Raw genomic sequence first — 16,165 nt, 5'->3', positions numbered from 1 at the left:
CTCAAGGCCTGCCCGCGCTTTTTCTTCTTTTTTGCCCTTATACCGGCCAGAGCCCCTCGGCCCTCACATTGTGGAGGTCCAGCAGGTCGTCGGCGGGCAGGAAGGACACCCCGTTCCGGGCCGCAAGGGCCCCGGTGAGCGCCGTCCCGCTGCCGCCGTCCCCTGTGGCGGCCCGGTCGCTGCCCAGCGTGAGGACATACTCTGCCCCTTCACCCTGGACGCTCACCTGCTCGGGCCGGTCGGCGTTCCAGATGACCTGGCAGCCCAGGGCCTCGGCAAAGGCCCGGACGGGGACCATCAATGTCTCCCCCTCCACATAGGGCTGCTCCGCCGCCGTCAGCTCCACTTCCGTACCGTTGACGGCCAGCCGCCCCGGCTCCAGCTCCGCCCATGCGGCGTAGGGGGACGGGATGACCATCACCTTGCTGGGCCAGGCCTGGCCCGGGAAGGACTCGGCCACCATGTCGTACCAGGCCAGCAGTCCGCAGCCCGGGGTAATGTCAGCCAGGGTGACCGCATCGCCGTCAAAACCGGGGCCGGCCAACAGCTCCGCATCCGTCAAGGCGTAGTCGATATCATCGCTCATGAGTGCGGAAGTGCGCCCCTCCCACACGTTCACCTGCTCCACGATGGAGTAGGCGGGCACGCTGTAGTCTGCGGGGATGGCGGCCAGGATCACCGCCGCCGTGGCAATGGGCGGCAGGCTGTCCGTCATGTCGGGACCGGCATAGGCATAGACATATTCCCCTCCCCGCAGGTCCGCCATCGCCATGGGGCTGCCGTCCACCGCGTTCAAAATCAGGGTGTCCTCGTCCACGTTGAGGACAATTTCAGGGTACTGGGCCCACTCGTTGTGGTTGGTCACCAAAATCCGGTCCCCGTCCACGGAGACGGTGCCCTGGACCCGCACCAGGTCGGGCTGGTGCTGCTGGGCGATGGTATAGGCCGGCCCCTCCTCTTCGGGGCGTACGGTGGTCTGGGCGGGGGCGCTGACCGCCTCCTCCGCGGGAGGCACGGAAGGCGCCACACCGGAGGACGCATTGCTGTCCTCAGCGGCGGCGGAGGTACAGCCGGACAGGCAGAGTGCGGCGGCCAGGGTCAGGGATACAACTGCGAAGCGGATCTTGTTTCCTCTCATCGTAAAGCTCCTTCCCGGTTGGTTTCGCACTTTAGACGAACTGCCGGTGGAAAAGTTCCCTCTCCACCGGCAGTTTTACACATTTTACAGTCCCCGGAACAGCTTCACGCCCACAGTGGCCAGCAGACGCCACAGCACCAGGTCCAGCAGGGCGCACACCGCCGCCACGATCAGCAGACCCGCCGTCTCCCCCAGCCGGGAGAGGACAAAGACATACCCGAAGCCGAAGATGGCCAGCAGCACCCAGGAGCCGAACATGGTGACCAGCACCGAGGCGGACTGCTTGACCACCACCGTGTCGTTGGGGGCGTCCAGTTTGGGCAGAAACAGGTTGGCCAGCAGGCCGCCCTGTGCCATCACGCCGCTGAACAGCGCGCCCAGCACCAGAAGCACCACAGTGGAACCGGGGTCCACACCCACAGCCACGGCGGCGCAGATCACCCCCACCAGCAGGCAGGGCAGGGTGACCAGCATCTGCACCCCGGCCTTGACCAGGAAGATCTCCCCGCAGGACACGGGCGCCTCCTTTAAAATCCACAGCTGTCTGCCCTCCAGGCTGATGGAGGGGGCGGTAAGCAGGACCGTGGACAGGAAAAAGCCCATCATCAGCGCCAGCACGGGCACCACGGGCACCAATCCCTGGACGAGGGCCAGGAATTCCTCCACCTGCCCCCGGAACACCAGGCAGGCCACGCCGCCCGCGGCCAGGAGGATCAGGCCGAAGCCGGAGTTGATGAAGTAAGCCGGAGAGCCGAAGAATCGCTTGAGTTCCTTCTTGAGCAGGGCGGCGCGGTGGCCGGAGGCGGAGAGCCGCTCCAGCTTGTAGTCGCTGCGGGCCTTGCGGGCGCCCATACTGGTGACGATCTTCTTATACCGACCGGCAAAGAGCCACACCACCAGGAAGAAGGGCACAAGGCACAGCCCGGCGAGGGCCAGCAGGGAGAGCAGATTCCCCTCGCAGGCCGCCTGCTCCAGCAGCAGGAAGGGCAGTCCCCAGCCGGTGAAGGCGTCCTGGAGCCCGGCGGCATACCGGCTCAGGTCGCCCATGGCAAAGCTCAGCCGCATGATCACGGCCATGAGCAGCAGGAAGAACACCAGGTACAGCAGAGTGGACAGCACGCCCCGGCGGAGGAACTTGGAGGACACCCAGGCCAGCACGTAGCCCACCAGCAGGGAGAACAGGGTGGGCAGGGCGGAGAGGAGCACCGCGCCGAGCATCAACACCACAAAGAAGCCCGCGCCGCCTGCTCCGCCGAAGACCAGGTAGGCCACGCCGGCGGGGCCCAGAACAAAGACGGTGAACACCAGGTTCTCCACGTACAGGGCCAGGGTGCGGGAGAGCATGAGGGAGAAGGGGGACACGGGCATGGACAGCATCAGGTCGTTGTCCTTGCCGCCGAACACCACGCCCTGGGCGGCAAAGATGGTGAACATCAGGCCAAAGGACACGGCGATCACCGGCATGATGAGGATGATCAGGTTGATCATGCCCAGAGGGGCCAGCTGGCTGCCGAAGGTAAAGCTGTACACGCCGGAGATATAGAGCCCCAGGGCGGCCAGCAGCACCAGGGCCCCGAAGCCGGAGAGCCGCTCGGCCTTGTTTCCCTTCCGCCTGGAGCCGAAGCGCATGGCGTTCAGGGTGGCCCGCAGGTTGACGGACACCAGAGCCAGGAATTTAGTCACGGTCCTTCTCCCCTTCCAGCTCCAGGAACACGTCCTCCAGGGTGGAATTGCCCACAATGTCCTCGGTGGCGCCCACCTCCACCAGCTTGCCCTGCTTGATGATGGCGATGCGGTCGCACAGCTTCTCCGCCACCTCCAGCACGTGGGTGGAGAAGAACACCGCGCCGCCGTTGTCGCACACCTCCCGCAGGTAGCCCTTGAGCAGATGGGAGGCCACCGGGTCCAGGCCCACAAAGGGCTCGTCCAGAATGAGCAGCTTGGGCTGGCGGATGAGGGCGGAGATGATGGCCAGCTTCTGCTTCATGCCGTGGGAGTAGCTGCCGATGGGGCTGCCCAGGCTGCCGGTGAGCTCAAAGGCGTCGCTGTACTTCTGGACCCGCTCCTGCCGCTCCCTGCGGGGAATGTCGTACAGGTCGGCGATAAAGTTCAGGTACTGCACGCCGGTGAGGAAGTCGTACAGATCCGGATTGTCGGGCAGAAAGGCGGTGATCTTCTTGGCCGCCGTGGAATCCCGCCGCACGTCGTGGCCGCCGATGGTGATGGTGCCCTCCGTGAAGTCCATCACACCCGCCACCGCACGGAGGGTGGTGGTCTTTCCCGCGCCGTTGTGGCCGATGAAACCAAAGATTTCACCCGGTGCAACGTTCAGATTCAGGTCGTCCACTGCCCGTTTTCCCCCGGGATAGGTCTTGGAAAAATGTTCGATCTTCAGCACGTCCGCTTCCTCCTTAATATGTTACACGATACGCACCGCCGTGCCGTACACCGTCACCTCGGCAGCTCCCTGCATGATGGAGGAGCTGGTGTACCGGATGTTGAGCACCGCGTCGGCCCCCATGGACTGGGCCTCGTCCACCATGCGCTTGGTGGCGATCTGCCGGGCCTGGATGAGCAGGTCGGTATAGGCCTCCACCTCGCCGCCCACCAGGTTCTTCATGCCGGACATGAAGTCCTTGCCGAAGCTTTTGGCCTGAACCACGCTGCCCTTTACCAGTCCCAGGGCCTCTACCTTCTTGTCGGGGATGTAGTCAATATTGAGAAGCAGCATCCTCTTCTCCTCCTTTGATCTGTTTGAATCTCTGGACCAGCGCCACCAGGACGCCGATGATGAATACCGCCGGGATGGCAATGAACGCGATGACCAGCGGCAGGGGCGGCGCCTCCTCCGGGTCCAGCGTAAAGGCCCACACCAGAAATGCGATGATGCCCGCCATAAGGGCGACAAAGATCAGCGCCGCCCCCAGCGGACCCAGATAGCGGGTGACGGTGTCCTTCTTTTTGATGTTCACAAACCGGGTCCCCTCCTGTTCCATCTGCTCCATCTCCGCCAGATAGCGGTCGGCGTCCAGTTCGGAGAGCTGGGCGCCCTCCTCCAGCACCTTGGTGCACAGGGCCTGCATGGTGCCCAGGTTGCTCCGCTCCCGCTCCAGCACGATCATATGGCGGCGGACGGCATCCTCCAGGGTGAGCACGCCCCCCTGTATCCGGCGGATCTCCTCCAGGGGCATATCCAGCTTGCGCAGGAGCTTGATCTTCTTCAGCTCCGCCACGTCGTCCTCGGTGTAGTCCCGGTAGCCGTTGTCGCTGTTCCGCCCCGGCGTGAGCAGGCCCTCCTTTTCATAGTAGCGGATGTTGCGCTTGGTGATGCCCACCCGCTCCTCCACTTCATTGATCTTCATCGCCGTTCACCTCTCCACAGCCAGACCATACACCTTCCACCGGGTGGAAAGTCAAGAGGGTCAGGAAAATTTTTCGCATTTGGAATAATTCAGTATAGCATGACCCGCCTCACTCCGCCAGCAAAAGAATCCAGATGGAATTTTTTTCTTTTTATCCCGTCTTATAATACGTCTTCTCTCCCCTCTGCTTTACATATATTACGGGGCACCCAATTCCCTTGTCAAGATGTCCTGTACTTTGCCTTTTTCAATTGTGGTTTTGGTCACTTCTACAAAATTTTTTTAACTTTTTATTAATATCTATGAAAAGAACTTGTAACATTTAAAAATTGTGCTAAGATATCGCAAATGGGTAGAGAAGGTTTTATCTTTCTATAAAAACTGCTATCAGGTGAAATGTGTATGAATATGATCCATTTGATACAGCATCTGAATCTCTTTATCGCCGTGCTCTTTACGGTACTCTATTTCTACCAGCTCATCTATCTGGGCGTGGGTCTGGTGCGCCGGAAGCATCCGCCCCGCCTGCCGGAAAACTGCAAGCTCCACCGCTACGCCGCTGTGATCTCCGCCCGCAACGAAGAGGGCGTCATAGCAGAGCTTATACAATGCTTGAAACAGCAGAATTACCCATCTGAGCTGCTGGATGTCTATGTGGTGGCCGACAACTGCACCGACGACACGGCCCGCGCGGCCCGCGCCGCGGGCGCCATCGTCTACGAGCGACACGACCAGCGCCTCAAGGGCAAGGGCTACGCCCTGGACTGGCTCTTCCACCATCTGGCGGCGGAAAACCGTGACGTGTACGACGCATACCTCATCTTTGACGCCGATAACCTGGTGGATAAGGAGTTCGTGCGGGAGATGAACCGGGTCTTTGACACCGGCAAGTATGACGCCCTCACCTGCTACCGCAATTCCAAGAACTTCGGCGCCAACTGGATCTCCGCCGGCTATTCCATCTGGTTCCTGCGGGAGGCCCGCTTCCTCAGCTATCCCCGGATGCTGCTGGGCAGCAACTGCCACGTGTCCGGCACCGGCTTCCTGGTGTCCTCCCGGGTCATCCGGGAGAACGGCGGCTGGCCCTACCACCTGCTCACCGAGGACATCGAGTTCTCGGTCAGCTCTGCGGTCAAGGGCTTCCGCATCGGCTACTGCGACGCCGCCGTGGTCTACGACGAGCAGCCCACCACCTTCCGCCAGTCCTGGGATCAGCGGCTGCGGTGGTCCAAGGGCTTCTACCAGGTGGACCTGAAGTACACCCTCCCCCTGCTGAAGGGCTGCGCCCGGCTGGATCGGAGAAGCTGGTCCTGCTACGACATGCTGATGACCGTGGCCCCCGGCATGCTGCTCACCCTGGCCGCGTTCCTCTTCAACGCCATTGTCTGCGCCGCCTGCCTGGTGGAGCCCCCCTACATCGCCCGCTATGTGGTGTCCCTGTGCCTGGAGTTCATCGGCTCCTCCCTGTTCACCTTCTACATGGGCCTGCTGGCCTACGGCATCATTACCGTGCTCAGCGAGTGGAAGAAGATCAATGCCCCGGCTGTAAAGAAGATCTTCTATGTCTTCCTGTTCCCCATCTTCATGTTTACCTACATCCCCATCTCCCTGGCCGCCCTGGTGCGCCGGGTGGAGTGGAAGCCCATCTATCACTCCAGCGCAAAGCAGCTCAGCACTGCCCGCTGACAGCCTCCGGGCCGGCACATGCCGGCCCGGATTTTTTTATCGTCCGCCTTCCCACGCGTTCAAAACGCCCCTATGGGCGGCCCGCTGTTTTTTGATTTTTCCGCTTGACAATTCCCCACTATCCGAGTATGATTACGCCGTAAGAACACTCCCCCCCAGGGGGGTGTTACTCAGAGAAACGGAGGTGGCGGATATGATGGCCGACCCCAAGACCGTGACCCGCCTGCTGAAGACCGCCCGGGGACAGCTGGACGGTATCCTGAAGATGGTGGAAGAGAACCGCTACTGCATCGACATCTCCCAGCAGATCATGGCCACCGAGGCCATTCTCAACCGGGCCAACAAGGAGATCCTGGCCGCCCATCTGAAGCACTGCGTCCAGGAGGCCGCCAGCGACGAGGAGCGGGCCGCCAAGATCGACGAGTTCACCCAGACCCTGGGCCGTATCCTCAAGTGACAGCTCTGTATTCTATCTCTTTTTGTACCGGAAAGTGTGGTGTTTTCCTTGAAACAGAAATTTGACGTCACCGGCATGACCTGTTCCGCCTGTTCGGCCCATGTGGATAAAGCGGTGCGCAAGCTGGACGGCGTCACGGAGGTCAACGTGAACCTGCTGTCCAACTCCATGACCGTGGAGTACGACCCGGGCAAGACCTCTCCCCAAGCCATTGAGGAAGCGGTGGCCGCCGCCGGATACGGCGCCTCCTGCCCCCTGCCCGCCGGGAAGCAGGCCCCCGCCGCCCAGCAGGGCCCCTCTCCCATGGAGGCGGAGCTCAAGCACATGAAGCGCCGTCTCATCGTGTCCTTTGTCTTCCTCATCCCCCTGTTCTACATCGCCATGGGCCACATGATGGGCTGGCCCCTGCCGGAGGTGTTCCACGGCACGGAGAACGCCATGGTCTTTGCGCTGGTCCAGTTTCTGCTGCTGCTGCCCATCCTGTATGTCAACGACAAGTACTACAAGGTGGGCTTCAAGACCCTGTTCAAGGGCGCGCCCAACATGGACTCCCTCATCGCCATGGGCTCCGCCGCCGCCCTGATCTACGGCGTGGCCGCCCTGTTCGCCATCGGCTGGGGCCTGGGCCACGGGGACACGGCCCTGGCGGACAAGTGGTCCATGGACCTGTACTTTGAGTCGGCGGGCATGATCCTCACCCTCATCACCCTGGGCAAGTACCTGGAGACCCGCTCCAAGGGCAAGACCAGCGAGGCCATCACCCGCCTGATGGACCTGGCCCCCAAGACCGCCTCCGTCCTGCGGGACGGGGTGGAGACCGAGGTGCCGGTGGAGGAGGTGGTGGTGGGCGACCTGATCGTGGTGCGGCCCGGCGGACGCATCCCGGTGGACGGCGTCATCACCGACGGCTTCTCCGCTGTGGACGAGTCCGCCCTCACCGGCGAGAGCCTGCCGGTGGACAAGGGCCCCGGGGACAAGGTGGCCGCCGCGTCCATCAACAAGTCCGGCTCCTTCACCTTCAAGGCCCTCCGAGTGGGCGAGGACACCACCCTGGCCCAGATGATCCGCCTGGTGGACGAGGCATCCTCCTCCAAGGCCCCCATCGCCAAGCTGGCCGACAAGGTGGCGGGCGTCTTTGTGCCTGCTGTCATCACCATTGCCCTGGTGACCGCTGTCATCTGGCTCATCGCCACCGGCGGCAACATCACCTCCGCCCTCACCGCCGGTGTGGCCGTGCTGGTCATCTCCTGCCCCTGCGCCCTGGGCCTGGCCACTCCGGTGGCCATCATGGTGGGCACCGGCAAGGGCGCGGAGAACGGCATCCTCATCAAGTCCGCCGAGGCCCTGGAGACCCTCCACACCATCGACACGGTGGTGCTGGACAAGACAGGCACCCTTACCAGCGGCAAGCCGGTGGTCACCGACTGCCTCACCGCTGACGACGTCACCGAGGAAGAGCTGCTGTGCGTGGCCGCCTCCCTGGAGCAGCCCTCGGAGCACCCTCTGGCTCAGGCCATCGTGGCCGAGGCCGGGGACCGGAACATCCCCCTGGTGGCTGTGGAGGGCTTCCAGGCCGTCCACGGCCGGGGCGTCACCGCCCTGCTCCACGGCGCCCCCGTGCTGACGGGCAACCGGGCCATGATGGAGGAGGCGGGCGTGGACCTGTCCGGCTTTGAGGCCTCCGCCGGAGCCCTGGCCGAGCAGGGCAAGACCCCCCTCTACTTCGCGGAAAACGGCAAGCTCCTGGGCGTGGTGGCCGTGGCCGACACCGCCAAACCCACCAGCGCCGCCGCTGTTGCGGGCTTCAAGGCCCTGGGCATCCGGGTGGTCATGCTTACCGGCGACAACCGCCGCACCGCTCAGGCGGTGGGGCAGGCCCTGGGCGTGGACGAGATCGTGGCCGAGGTGCTGCCCCAGGACAAGGAGAAGACCGTGTCCGCCCTCCAGGCCCAGGGCCGGAAGGTGGCCATGGTGGGCGACGGCATCAACGACGCCCCCGCCCTGGCCCGGGCGGATGTGGGCCTGGCCATCGGCGCGGGCACCGACGTGGCCATCGAGTCGGCGGACATCGTGCTGATGAAGAGCGACCTGATGGATGCGGTGGACGCGGTGCGGCTGTCCAAGGCCACCATCCGCAACATCAAAGAGAACCTGTTCTGGGCCTTCTTCTACAACATCATCTGCATCCCCCTGGCCGCCGGGGCCTTCTATCCCCTGTTCCACCTCCAGCTCAGCCCCATGTTCGCCGCGGCAGCCATGAGCCTCAGCTCGGTGTGCGTGGTGACCAACGCCCTGCGGCTCAAGTTCTTCAAGCCCACCCCCCGGGACACCGCTGTCCCTCAGCATACGCAGCCCAAAGAAACCATTGAGAAAGGAACGATCACCATGGAAAAGAAGCTCGGAATTGAAGGCATGATGTGCGCCCACTGCAAGGCCCACGTGGAGAAGGCCCTCTCCGCCCTGGACGGAGTCACCTCCGCCGTGGCCGACGTGGAGAACAAGTGCGCCGTGGTCACCCTGTCCCACGACGTGGCCGACGAGGCGCTGAAGAAGGCCGTGGAAGAGGCCGGCTACCAGGTCACCTCCGTGTCCTGAACGCTGCCCGCAAAAAATCCCCCGGGGTCCCCGGGGGATTTTTCTGTCCATGGACCGCCGGTCCCGAGACAAAACAAGCGCCCGGACGATGCCGTCCGGGCGCTTGTTTTGTCATGATGCCTTATGCCTCGGCGCTCTGTCTGGCGCGGGCGAGCTTGACACAGGCCGCGATGACGCCGAAGAGGAAGAAGTAGACGAACATATTGCGGGGATAGAACCAGGTGTACTCGGCCACGCTGATGACCGAGATGCCGAAGAAGGCGCCCACAGCGGCGGAGAGGATGTTCTTGATCCGGCGGTCGGTGCAGGTGTAGTAGGTCTTGACGCCCACCTTCAGCTGGTGGAGCACCATGGCCACATAGGTCAGGGCGCCGAAGAAGCCCAGCTCGCCCCACATCTGGAGGTAGTTGTTGTGGGTGTGGATGGGGTAGTTGCCGTCGTACATGGTGGGGTACACCTTGAACACCTGCCGCATCACGTCGGTGCCCAGGCCCACGCCCCGCAGGCCGTAGTCCTCAATGAGGTAGGCCGCATCCTGATAGATGGCAAAGCGGTAGCGGGTGGAGCTGTCCTTCATGTTGCCGATGGTGAGGATGCGGTTCATGATGCTCTCGGGCAGGAAGGGCAGGGCCAGCAGGCCCAGCACGATGAAGAGGGGCAGGAAGCGCCAGTTCAGGAGCACCAGGAACACCGCCACAGCCAGGACCAGACCGATCCAGCCGGAGCGGGAGTAGGTCAGACCGATGGCCGCCGCACAGATGGCCAGCGCCACCACGGCCAGCACTCTCCCCCGCCAGCCCCTGGCATTGAGGAACAGGGCCAGCAGGAAGGGCATGAGCATGACCAGAATTTCCGCGTAGTTATTGGGATTGTCGAAGAAGGAGTAGACCCGGCCGGGCATGCCCGCGTTGAGGATCAGGTCCTGCTGGGAGGCCACCACCTCCACGCCGATATAGCCCTGATAGCAGCCGTAAATCGAGGCAACGGTCAGGCCGAAGAGGGACACCACCAGCACCAGCTGGAGCTGCTCCACCTTCTGGACCGAGCTCACGGTCAGAACGGTGATGAGGAAGGCGATGGCGTGGAAGACGAAGAAGCGCCAGGACAGGCTGCCGGTAACGCCGCTGACCAGGCCGGAGGAGAAGTCGGTGCCCAGGCTGGTGAGGAAGGCGTAGCACACGAAGGCCATGAACAGGGTGTAGTAGGGACCGATCTTGTTCAGGTCCAGCCGGTGCTTGGGCCGGGCCATGCAACCGGCCAGGAAGAGCATCATCACGCCGTACATGCAAAGCAGGGTGTAGGCGTTGTTCCAGTTGTCGTGGTCCACCACCAGCATGAGCAGCATGGACAGCCCCAGGAACACGAAGGTGGCCCCGCCCAGGGCGGAGGCGATGCGGAAGGCAATGCTGCCGTCCCACACGTTCTTCCAGATCTTGTACAGCCACTGGAGGATCATGCAGGGGATGTTGATAATAAAGGTAACGATGCGGCAGGTCAGGCTCTCCGGCCAGCCGCCGGGGATGCGGCCGTCCCGCCAGACGAACTGGCACAGGGCGCTGCCCTCCACGCCATGGCGGACGGCAATCTCGATCCGCCGGAGGATCTTCCCCGGCACGCTGTCCGCCCAGCCGTCACTGAGGACGGCCCACAGGGCGGCAAAAAAGCGGACCAGGGCACTGTTTTGTGCGACAGACATAGACATAGGCTCCAATCTTGTGGAAAAGTTGTGACAGGGCGGCGGGATTACCCCTTGGCCGCCTTCTCGTAGATGCGGAAGGTGGCCTCCGCCATCTTGTGGACCTCAAAGCGGTCGTCCACCGCCTTGAGGGCGTTGGCACGGCAGCGCGCCAGCAACTCCGGCTCCTCCATCATCCGCTTGAGGGCGCCGGCCATGGAGTCGGGGTTGTCGTACTCCGCCAGCAAGCCGCAGTTGGTCTGGTCGTTTACGATGTCCGGGTTGCCGGCAATGTCGGTGACCACAACGGGCAGTCCGGCGGCCATGGCCTCGATGATGAGGAAGGACAGGGCCTCGTGCCGGGAGGAGTTGACATACAGGTCGCTGGCCTTGTACAGGTTCTTGATGTCCTTGCGGAAGCCGATGAACTTGACGCAGTCCTCCAGCCCCAGCTCCCTGGCCTGGGCCTTCCGCTCCTCCAGCAGGGGGCCGTCTCCCGCCAGAACCAGGGTGAAGGGCACGTCGGAGATCTCCTTGAGCCGCTTCACCGACTCCAGCAGGTAGTGGTGGCCCTTGTCGTCGGCAAACCGGGAGGCGCACAGCATGACAAACCGGTCCTCCGGGATGCCCAGCTCCTGCCGCAGGGTGGACTCGCTCCGGTCTCCCGCCCAGGCGGCGGGGTCCACGGCGTTGAAGATGACGGAAATCCGGTCACCGCTCCAGCCGTTGCGGATGAGCTGCTGCTTGCCCAGGTTGCACACGGCGATCATCTGGTCCTGCCGCCTGTCCATCCACTTGTTGGACAGACGGGTAATAGCGTTATTGGCCAGGACAAAGTGGTTGGTGTACACCACCCGGATGTGCTTGTTGTACCGCTTGGCCAGCAGGGCAATATAGTGCTCCCGCAGGTAGTGGCAGTGGATCACGTCGATGTTCCACTCCTGGCACAGGCTGGCCAGGCGCTTGGCCGCCTTGAAGTCAAAGCGGCTGTTCATGTCGATCTGCCGGATGGGGACGCCCGCCTCCTCCATCCGCTCCACCAGCAATCCCCCCTGATTATAGGCGAAAAAGGCCCGGATATGCTTGTGGTTGAGGTACTTCACCAGGGTCTCCACGTACCGCTCCGTCCCGGCCTTGCCGGCGAAGTTGAGGAGATAGAGGACATTCAGCACGTCAATCGGCCTCCTGTTTTCAGCATGAGATAGGGGCAGACGCATGGCGTCTGCCCCTATAGTTTACCGTAAAGTTCTGCCTTTGTCTACGCTTTTCTTCCCGTTCCGGGGGTTTTACAGCGCGGCCTTCAGGGCCTCGGTCATGTCGGTGCGCTCCCAGGGCAGATCCACGTCGGTGCGGCCGAAGTGGCCGTAGGCCGCGGTCTGGCGGTAGATGGGCCGGCGCAGGTCCAGCTTGCGGATGATGGCGGTGGGCCGCAGGTCAAAGACCTTGCTGACAGCGGCAGACAGGGCCTCGTCGGAGACGGTGCCAGTGCCGAAGGTGTCGATGAGGACGGACACCGGGTGCGCCACGCCGATGGCGTAGGCCAGCTCGATCTGGCACTTCTTGGCCAGGCCGGCGGCCACGATGTTCTTGGCCACGTAGCGGGCCATGTAGGCGGCGGAGCGGTCCACCTTGGTGGGGTCCTTGCCGGAGAAGGCGCCGCCGCCGTGGGGGGCGCTGCCGCCGTAGGTGTCCACGATGATCTTACGGCCGGTCAGGCCGGAGTCACCCTGGGGACCGCCCACCACGAAGCGGCCGGTGGGGTTGACGAAGTACTTGGTGTTCTCGTCCAGCAGATTGGCGGGAATGGTGGGCTTGATGACCAGCTCCACCATGTCCTTGCGGATCTGCTCCAGGGTGGCGTCGGCGCTGTGCTGGGTGGAGATGACCACGGTGTCAACCCGGACGGGCACGCCGTTCTCGTCGTACTCCACGGTGACCTGGCTCTTGCCGTCGGGCCGCAGGTAGTTCACCAGGCCCTGCTTGCGGACCTGAGCCAGGCGGTAGGCCAGCTTGTGGGCCAGAGAGATGGCCAGAGGCATCAGCTCGGGGGTCTCGTCGCAGGCGTAGCCGAACATCATGCCCTGGTCGCCGGCGCCGTTCTCCAGCTCGGCGTCGGCGCCGCCCTCTTTGGCCTCCAGGGACTTGTCAACGCCCATGGCGATGTCGGGGGACTGCTCGTCGATGGAGGTGAGGACCGCGCAGGTGTCGCAGTCAAAGCCGTACTTGGCCCGGTCATAGCCGATCTCCCGGATGACCTGGCGGGCAATGTGAGGGATGTCCACATAGCAGTGGGTGGAGATCTCGCCCATCACGTGGACCATGCCGGTGGTGACGGTGGTCTCACAGGCCACGCGGGCCTGGGGGTCCTTCTCCAGGATAGCGTCCAGAACCGCATCGGAGATCTGGTCGCAGATCTTATCGGGATGCCCCTCCGTAACAGACTCGGAGGTGAAAAGACGGTGTGCCATAGTAACATTCTTCCTTTCTGTGTTTGCCGCGGGGATGGCGGGGACAAAAAAGCGCTCCGCTGTCCGGCGGAGCGCATGGAGTCAGTCCATCCTCATCTTTCGATTCTCTCGCCGGATTTGGCACCTTGCGACATGCGCAGGTTGCCGGGCTTCATCGGGCCGTTCCCTCCACCGCTCTTGATAAGGCGTATTCACTTTTGCGAAATGTATTGTAGCAGATTTCCCCCGTTTGTCAACGGCTTTTTTGCCTCCAAATTCACACTTTCCCTAAATTGTCCTACCAAAGAGCTTTTCCGAGGCGGTTTTTGTCTGCTCCGGCGTCAGGAAGTCGTCCGTCATGAGCCACACAATCCGGCCGTCTTTACACGCCAGATAGTAGGGCCAGGGGCCCTCGTCATCCCACACCTGCCACACCTCGGCGTCCCAGGCCGGGTCGTTGAGGGGGCGGAAACGGCCCCCTGTAAGGCGGCCGTACTCATTGTCGTAGCGGTCCAGATAGCCGTCCAGGCACAGATCGAAAAGCATGGGCAGCTTCACGTCGGATACCTCATATCGCAGCCAGGGCAGACCGCTGTCATATGGGCCGCTCTGTTCTCCCGCCCTGAACGCCACCAGCGGAGAGCTTCTGCTCTCCCAGGTGCTGACCAGCCCCTCCTCCGGGATGCCCAGGTCCTCCAGCGCCAGAGGAAGGACGGTCCGGTCAACGATGTGCAGCTCCGCAGCCCGGGGCCCGATGACCGCCCCTGGAATGACGTTGATCATCAGCAGGCTCAGCGCAGCGGCCACAGCCAGGGTGATATTCCGGTTTTGTTTGCGCTCCACGCCCCGCCGCCTCATATACGCTCTCACACCGGCCACCAGCGCGACGAAGGCGGCCGCCTCCCCGGTCACCAGAAGGGCATACCACGGGCCGCCCCTGGAGCCCGCTGTGCTCAACGCCGCAAATACGACGGACAGCACGCCCAGAGCCGCCACCGCCACGGTCAGTGTGCGGAACCTCTGCTCCGTACCTGCCAGACGTTTCCCTGTTTCGGCCGCCTTCCTGGCCCGAAGGTACCACGCCAGGTAGCCTGTCAGAGTCAGAAACACGCTCAGCCCCATCAGCGCCAGGGCCAGGGTGATCAGCAGAACGGATGGTTTGGACAGATTCGCGGCGGGATTTTGGAGAACACCTGTGATGAAAATCCCCAACTGAATCACGAGCAGCGCAAACAGCAGCAGGTTGGCGGGCAGGAACCTGCGCAGCATGGCCCTGTGAATGACCCGTACCCGGGCCGCCTCGTCGGTCTCGATGGGGACGGGATGGACCCGCTCGGTGGAAAAAATCTGCATCTGGTCCCACTCGGTCACCAGTTCCCAGCCCGCCTCCCGGCAGTAGTCGTAAAACTCCTCCTGGCTGTCCGTGGGATAGGGGTTGTACTCCGACGCTTCAGGGAAATAGGTCACGGCGCAGTGCACCTTGGCAGGCTCCGCCCGGCCATAGCGCCAGGACAGAGCGCCGATCTTCTCCAGCCGCCAGCCCCTGGCCGCCATCTTCTCCAGATGCCGGGCAATGCCCTCGCCGTCATAGTACAGGAACTGCTCCGGCCAGTATCTCCGTCTCGCCATGGCCGTCCTCCTCTCCCTCGTTCAGCCGGTACTGCCGGTAGTCCGCCGCCTGGCGCTCCAGCCGCGCATATTCCGCCGCCAGCGCCGCCCGGCCCGCCGGGGTGATCAGGTAGCTCCGCCTGCGTCCCTCCACCTTGGTCTCCCGAATCATGCCCGCCTTGGCGAACTCCTCCAGCAGGTTGTACAGGGTGCCCGGCCCTACCGCCACCCGGCCCTGGGTCATGTCCGCCACCCGCTCCATCACATCCATGCCGCAGCACTCGGTCTGGAGGCTGAGGAGAATATAGAACATCTGCTCTGTCAGGGTGCGGAATTTTTCCCGTGCCATGGTCTCACCTCCTTATACCGAATATCGTTATTATTCCCGCTCTCATTGTATTATCGATGTTCGATATTGTCAAGTAGAAAATCCCCGCCGCCGGAAAACCGGCGGCGGGGAGACAAAATGTTCAGGCCTTCCAGCCGTTGAGGTACTCCACCTGCTCGGGGGTCAGGGTGTCGATGGACAGCCCCAGGGCGGCCAGCTTCACCCGGCCAATCTGGTCGTCGATCTCGTCGGGCACGTTGTAGACCTTCTTCTCCAGGTTGTCCCGATGCTTGGCCAGCCACTCCAGCGCCAGGGCCTGGACGGCAAAGGACATGTCCATGATCTCGGCGGGGTGGCCGTTTCCGGCGGCCAGGTTCACCAGGCGGCCCTCGCCGATGACATTGAGCACCCGGCCGTCGGGCAGGGTGAAGCCCTCGATGTTCTCCCGGCGCAGCTCACGCTTCACCGCCATCTTGGCCAGCCCCGCCACGTCCACCTCGCAGTCAAAGTGGCCGGCGTTGGTGAGCAGGGCGTTGTTCTTCATCACGGCGAAGTGGGCGGGGGTGATCACATCCTTGCAGCCGGTGACGGTGACGAACACGTCGCCGATCCTGGCGGCCTCGTCCATCTTCATCACCCGGAAGCCCTGCATGGTGGCGTCCAGGGCCTTGAAGGGGTCCACCTCGCAGACCACCACGTCGGCACCCATGCCCTTGGCCCGCATGGCCACGCCCTTACCGCACCAGCCGTACCCGGCCACCACCACGGTCTTGCCCGCCACGATCAGGTTGGTGGTGTGCATGATGGCGTCCCACACGGACTGGCCGGTGCCGTACTTGTTGTCATAGTAGTGCTTGGCCTTGGCGTCG

At 63.2% G+C, this 16,165-nt stretch carries 14 protein-coding genes and 1 riboswitch; of the genes, 3 read left to right on the top strand and 11 right to left on the bottom strand.

Annotated elements, in window-relative coordinates:
• Positions 1-37: 37 nt before the first annotated feature.
• The 5 genes from Q0K23_RS08265 to Q0K23_RS08245 all read right to left on the bottom strand — a co-directional run bounded on the left by Q0K23_RS08265 (position 38) and on the right by Q0K23_RS08245 (position 4,500).
• Entirely contained in the window at positions 38-1,138 is a 1,101-nt protein-coding gene (locus tag Q0K23_RS08265) for a stalk domain-containing protein (protein WP_294520555.1), read from the bottom strand.
• A gap of 84 nt (positions 1,139-1,222) precedes the next feature.
• Entirely contained in the window at positions 1,223-2,821 is a 1,599-nt protein-coding gene (locus tag Q0K23_RS08260; RefSeq protein ID WP_294520552.1) for a hypothetical protein, read from the bottom strand.
• Positions 2,814-3,536: an ABC transporter ATP-binding protein gene (locus Q0K23_RS08255; RefSeq protein WP_294520550.1), complete on the bottom strand. Its 723-nt coding sequence runs from the start codon at positions 3,534-3,536 to the stop codon at positions 2,814-2,816. Before Q0K23_RS08255 ends, Q0K23_RS08260 begins: the two co-directional genes overlap by 8 nt.
• Positions 3,537-3,557: 21 nt before the next feature.
• Positions 3,558-3,869: a YbjQ family protein gene (locus tag Q0K23_RS08250; RefSeq protein ID WP_294520548.1), complete on the bottom strand. Its 312-nt coding sequence runs from the start codon at positions 3,867-3,869 to the stop codon at positions 3,558-3,560.
• Positions 3,850-4,500, bottom strand: coding sequence for a MerR family transcriptional regulator (locus Q0K23_RS08245; RefSeq protein WP_294520545.1), 651 nt, complete (start codon positions 4,498-4,500; stop codon positions 3,850-3,852). Before Q0K23_RS08245 ends, Q0K23_RS08250 begins: the two co-directional genes overlap by 20 nt.
• A gap of 402 nt (positions 4,501-4,902) precedes the next feature.
• Between Q0K23_RS08245 and Q0K23_RS08240 the strand changes: the two genes are divergently transcribed.
• The 3 genes from Q0K23_RS08240 (at position 4,903) to Q0K23_RS08230 (ending at position 9,238) form a co-directional block, all read left to right on the top strand.
• Positions 4,903-6,186: a glycosyltransferase family 2 protein gene (locus Q0K23_RS08240; RefSeq protein ID WP_294520542.1), complete on the top strand. Its 1,284-nt coding sequence runs from the start codon at positions 4,903-4,905 to the stop codon at positions 6,184-6,186.
• Positions 6,187-6,379: 193 nt separating this feature from the next.
• The gene (locus Q0K23_RS08235; RefSeq protein WP_294520625.1) at positions 6,380-6,643 is read left to right on the top strand and encodes a metal-sensing transcriptional repressor; all 264 of its coding nucleotides are present in this window, start codon (positions 6,380-6,382) and stop codon (positions 6,641-6,643) included.
• Between the two features lie 48 nt (positions 6,644-6,691).
• On the top strand, positions 6,692-9,238 hold the full coding sequence (locus tag Q0K23_RS08230; RefSeq protein WP_294520538.1) for a heavy metal translocating P-type ATPase: 2,547 nt from the start codon (positions 6,692-6,694) through the stop codon (positions 9,236-9,238).
• Positions 9,239-9,359: 121 nt separating this feature from the next.
• On the opposite strand, the gene Q0K23_RS08225 is transcribed toward Q0K23_RS08230, so the two are convergent.
• The 6 genes from Q0K23_RS08225 to Q0K23_RS08200 all read right to left on the bottom strand — a co-directional run.
• On the bottom strand, positions 9,360-10,934 hold the full coding sequence (locus Q0K23_RS08225; RefSeq protein ID WP_294520536.1) for an O-antigen ligase: 1,575 nt from the start codon (positions 10,932-10,934) through the stop codon (positions 9,360-9,362).
• Positions 10,935-10,981: 47 nt separating this feature from the next.
• Complete coding sequence (locus tag Q0K23_RS08220; RefSeq protein ID WP_294520533.1) at positions 10,982-12,085, bottom strand: glycosyltransferase family 4 protein; 1,104 nt, start codon at positions 12,083-12,085, stop codon at positions 10,982-10,984.
• A 114-nt stretch (positions 12,086-12,199) separates the two neighbouring features.
• Positions 12,200-13,381: a methionine adenosyltransferase gene (metK, locus tag Q0K23_RS08215; RefSeq protein ID WP_294520530.1), complete on the bottom strand. Its 1,182-nt coding sequence runs from the start codon at positions 13,379-13,381 to the stop codon at positions 12,200-12,202.
• 89 nt (positions 13,382-13,470) lie between these two features.
• Positions 13,471-13,568, bottom strand: a riboswitch (SAM riboswitch).
• A gap of 80 nt (positions 13,569-13,648) precedes the next feature.
• Positions 13,649-14,989 carry a DUF2812 domain-containing protein gene (locus Q0K23_RS08210; RefSeq protein ID WP_294520528.1) on the bottom strand — a complete coding sequence of 447 codons (1,341 nt, stop codon included), beginning with the start codon at positions 14,987-14,989 and terminating at the stop codon, positions 13,649-13,651.
• Positions 14,946-15,317 (bottom strand): PadR family transcriptional regulator, encoded by a 372-nt coding sequence (locus Q0K23_RS08205; RefSeq protein WP_294520525.1) that lies wholly within the window; start codon positions 15,315-15,317, stop codon positions 14,946-14,948. The genes Q0K23_RS08210 and Q0K23_RS08205 overlap by 44 nt, the downstream gene beginning before the upstream one ends.
• Positions 15,318-15,438: 121 nt before the next feature.
• Positions 15,439-16,165: adenosylhomocysteinase (locus tag Q0K23_RS08200; RefSeq protein WP_294520522.1), on the bottom strand; the 727-nt coding region annotated here is incomplete at its 5' end.

It is taken from the genome of uncultured Pseudoflavonifractor sp. (genome assembly GCF_944387275.1).
GTDB classification, from domain to species: domain Bacteria; phylum Bacillota; class Clostridia; order Oscillospirales; family Oscillospiraceae; genus Pseudoflavonifractor; species Pseudoflavonifractor intestinihominis.
This window is presented reverse-complemented; position numbering and strand designations above follow the sequence as displayed.

Bases quoted from the DNA above. Each gene is read 5' to 3' on its own strand.
- Q0K23_RS08225 (WP_294520536.1), bottom strand. From the start codon at position 10,934: ATGTCTGTCGCACAAAACAGTGCCCTGGTCCGCTTTTTTGCCGCCCTG.
- Q0K23_RS08210 (WP_294520528.1), bottom strand. From the start codon at position 14,989: ATGGCGAGACGGAGATACTGGCCGGAGCAGTTCCTGTACTATGACGGC.
- Q0K23_RS08205 (WP_294520525.1), bottom strand. From the start codon at position 15,317: ATGGCACGGGAAAAATTCCGCACCCTGACAGAGCAGATGTTCTATATT.
- metK (WP_294520530.1), bottom strand. From the start codon at position 13,381: ATGGCACACCGTCTTTTCACCTCCGAGTCTGTTACGGAGGGGCATCCC.
- Q0K23_RS08240 (WP_294520542.1), top strand. From the start codon at position 4,903: ATGAATATGATCCATTTGATACAGCATCTGAATCTCTTTATCGCCGTG.
- Q0K23_RS08245 (WP_294520545.1), bottom strand. From the start codon at position 4,500: ATGAAGATCAATGAAGTGGAGGAGCGGGTGGGCATCACCAAGCGCAAC.
- Q0K23_RS08265 (WP_294520555.1), bottom strand. From the start codon at position 1,138: ATGAGAGGAAACAAGATCCGCTTCGCAGTTGTATCCCTGACCCTGGCC.
- Q0K23_RS08235 (WP_294520625.1), top strand. From the start codon at position 6,380: ATGATGGCCGACCCCAAGACCGTGACCCGCCTGCTGAAGACCGCCCGG.
- Q0K23_RS08250 (WP_294520548.1), bottom strand. From the start codon at position 3,869: ATGCTGCTTCTCAATATTGACTACATCCCCGACAAGAAGGTAGAGGCC.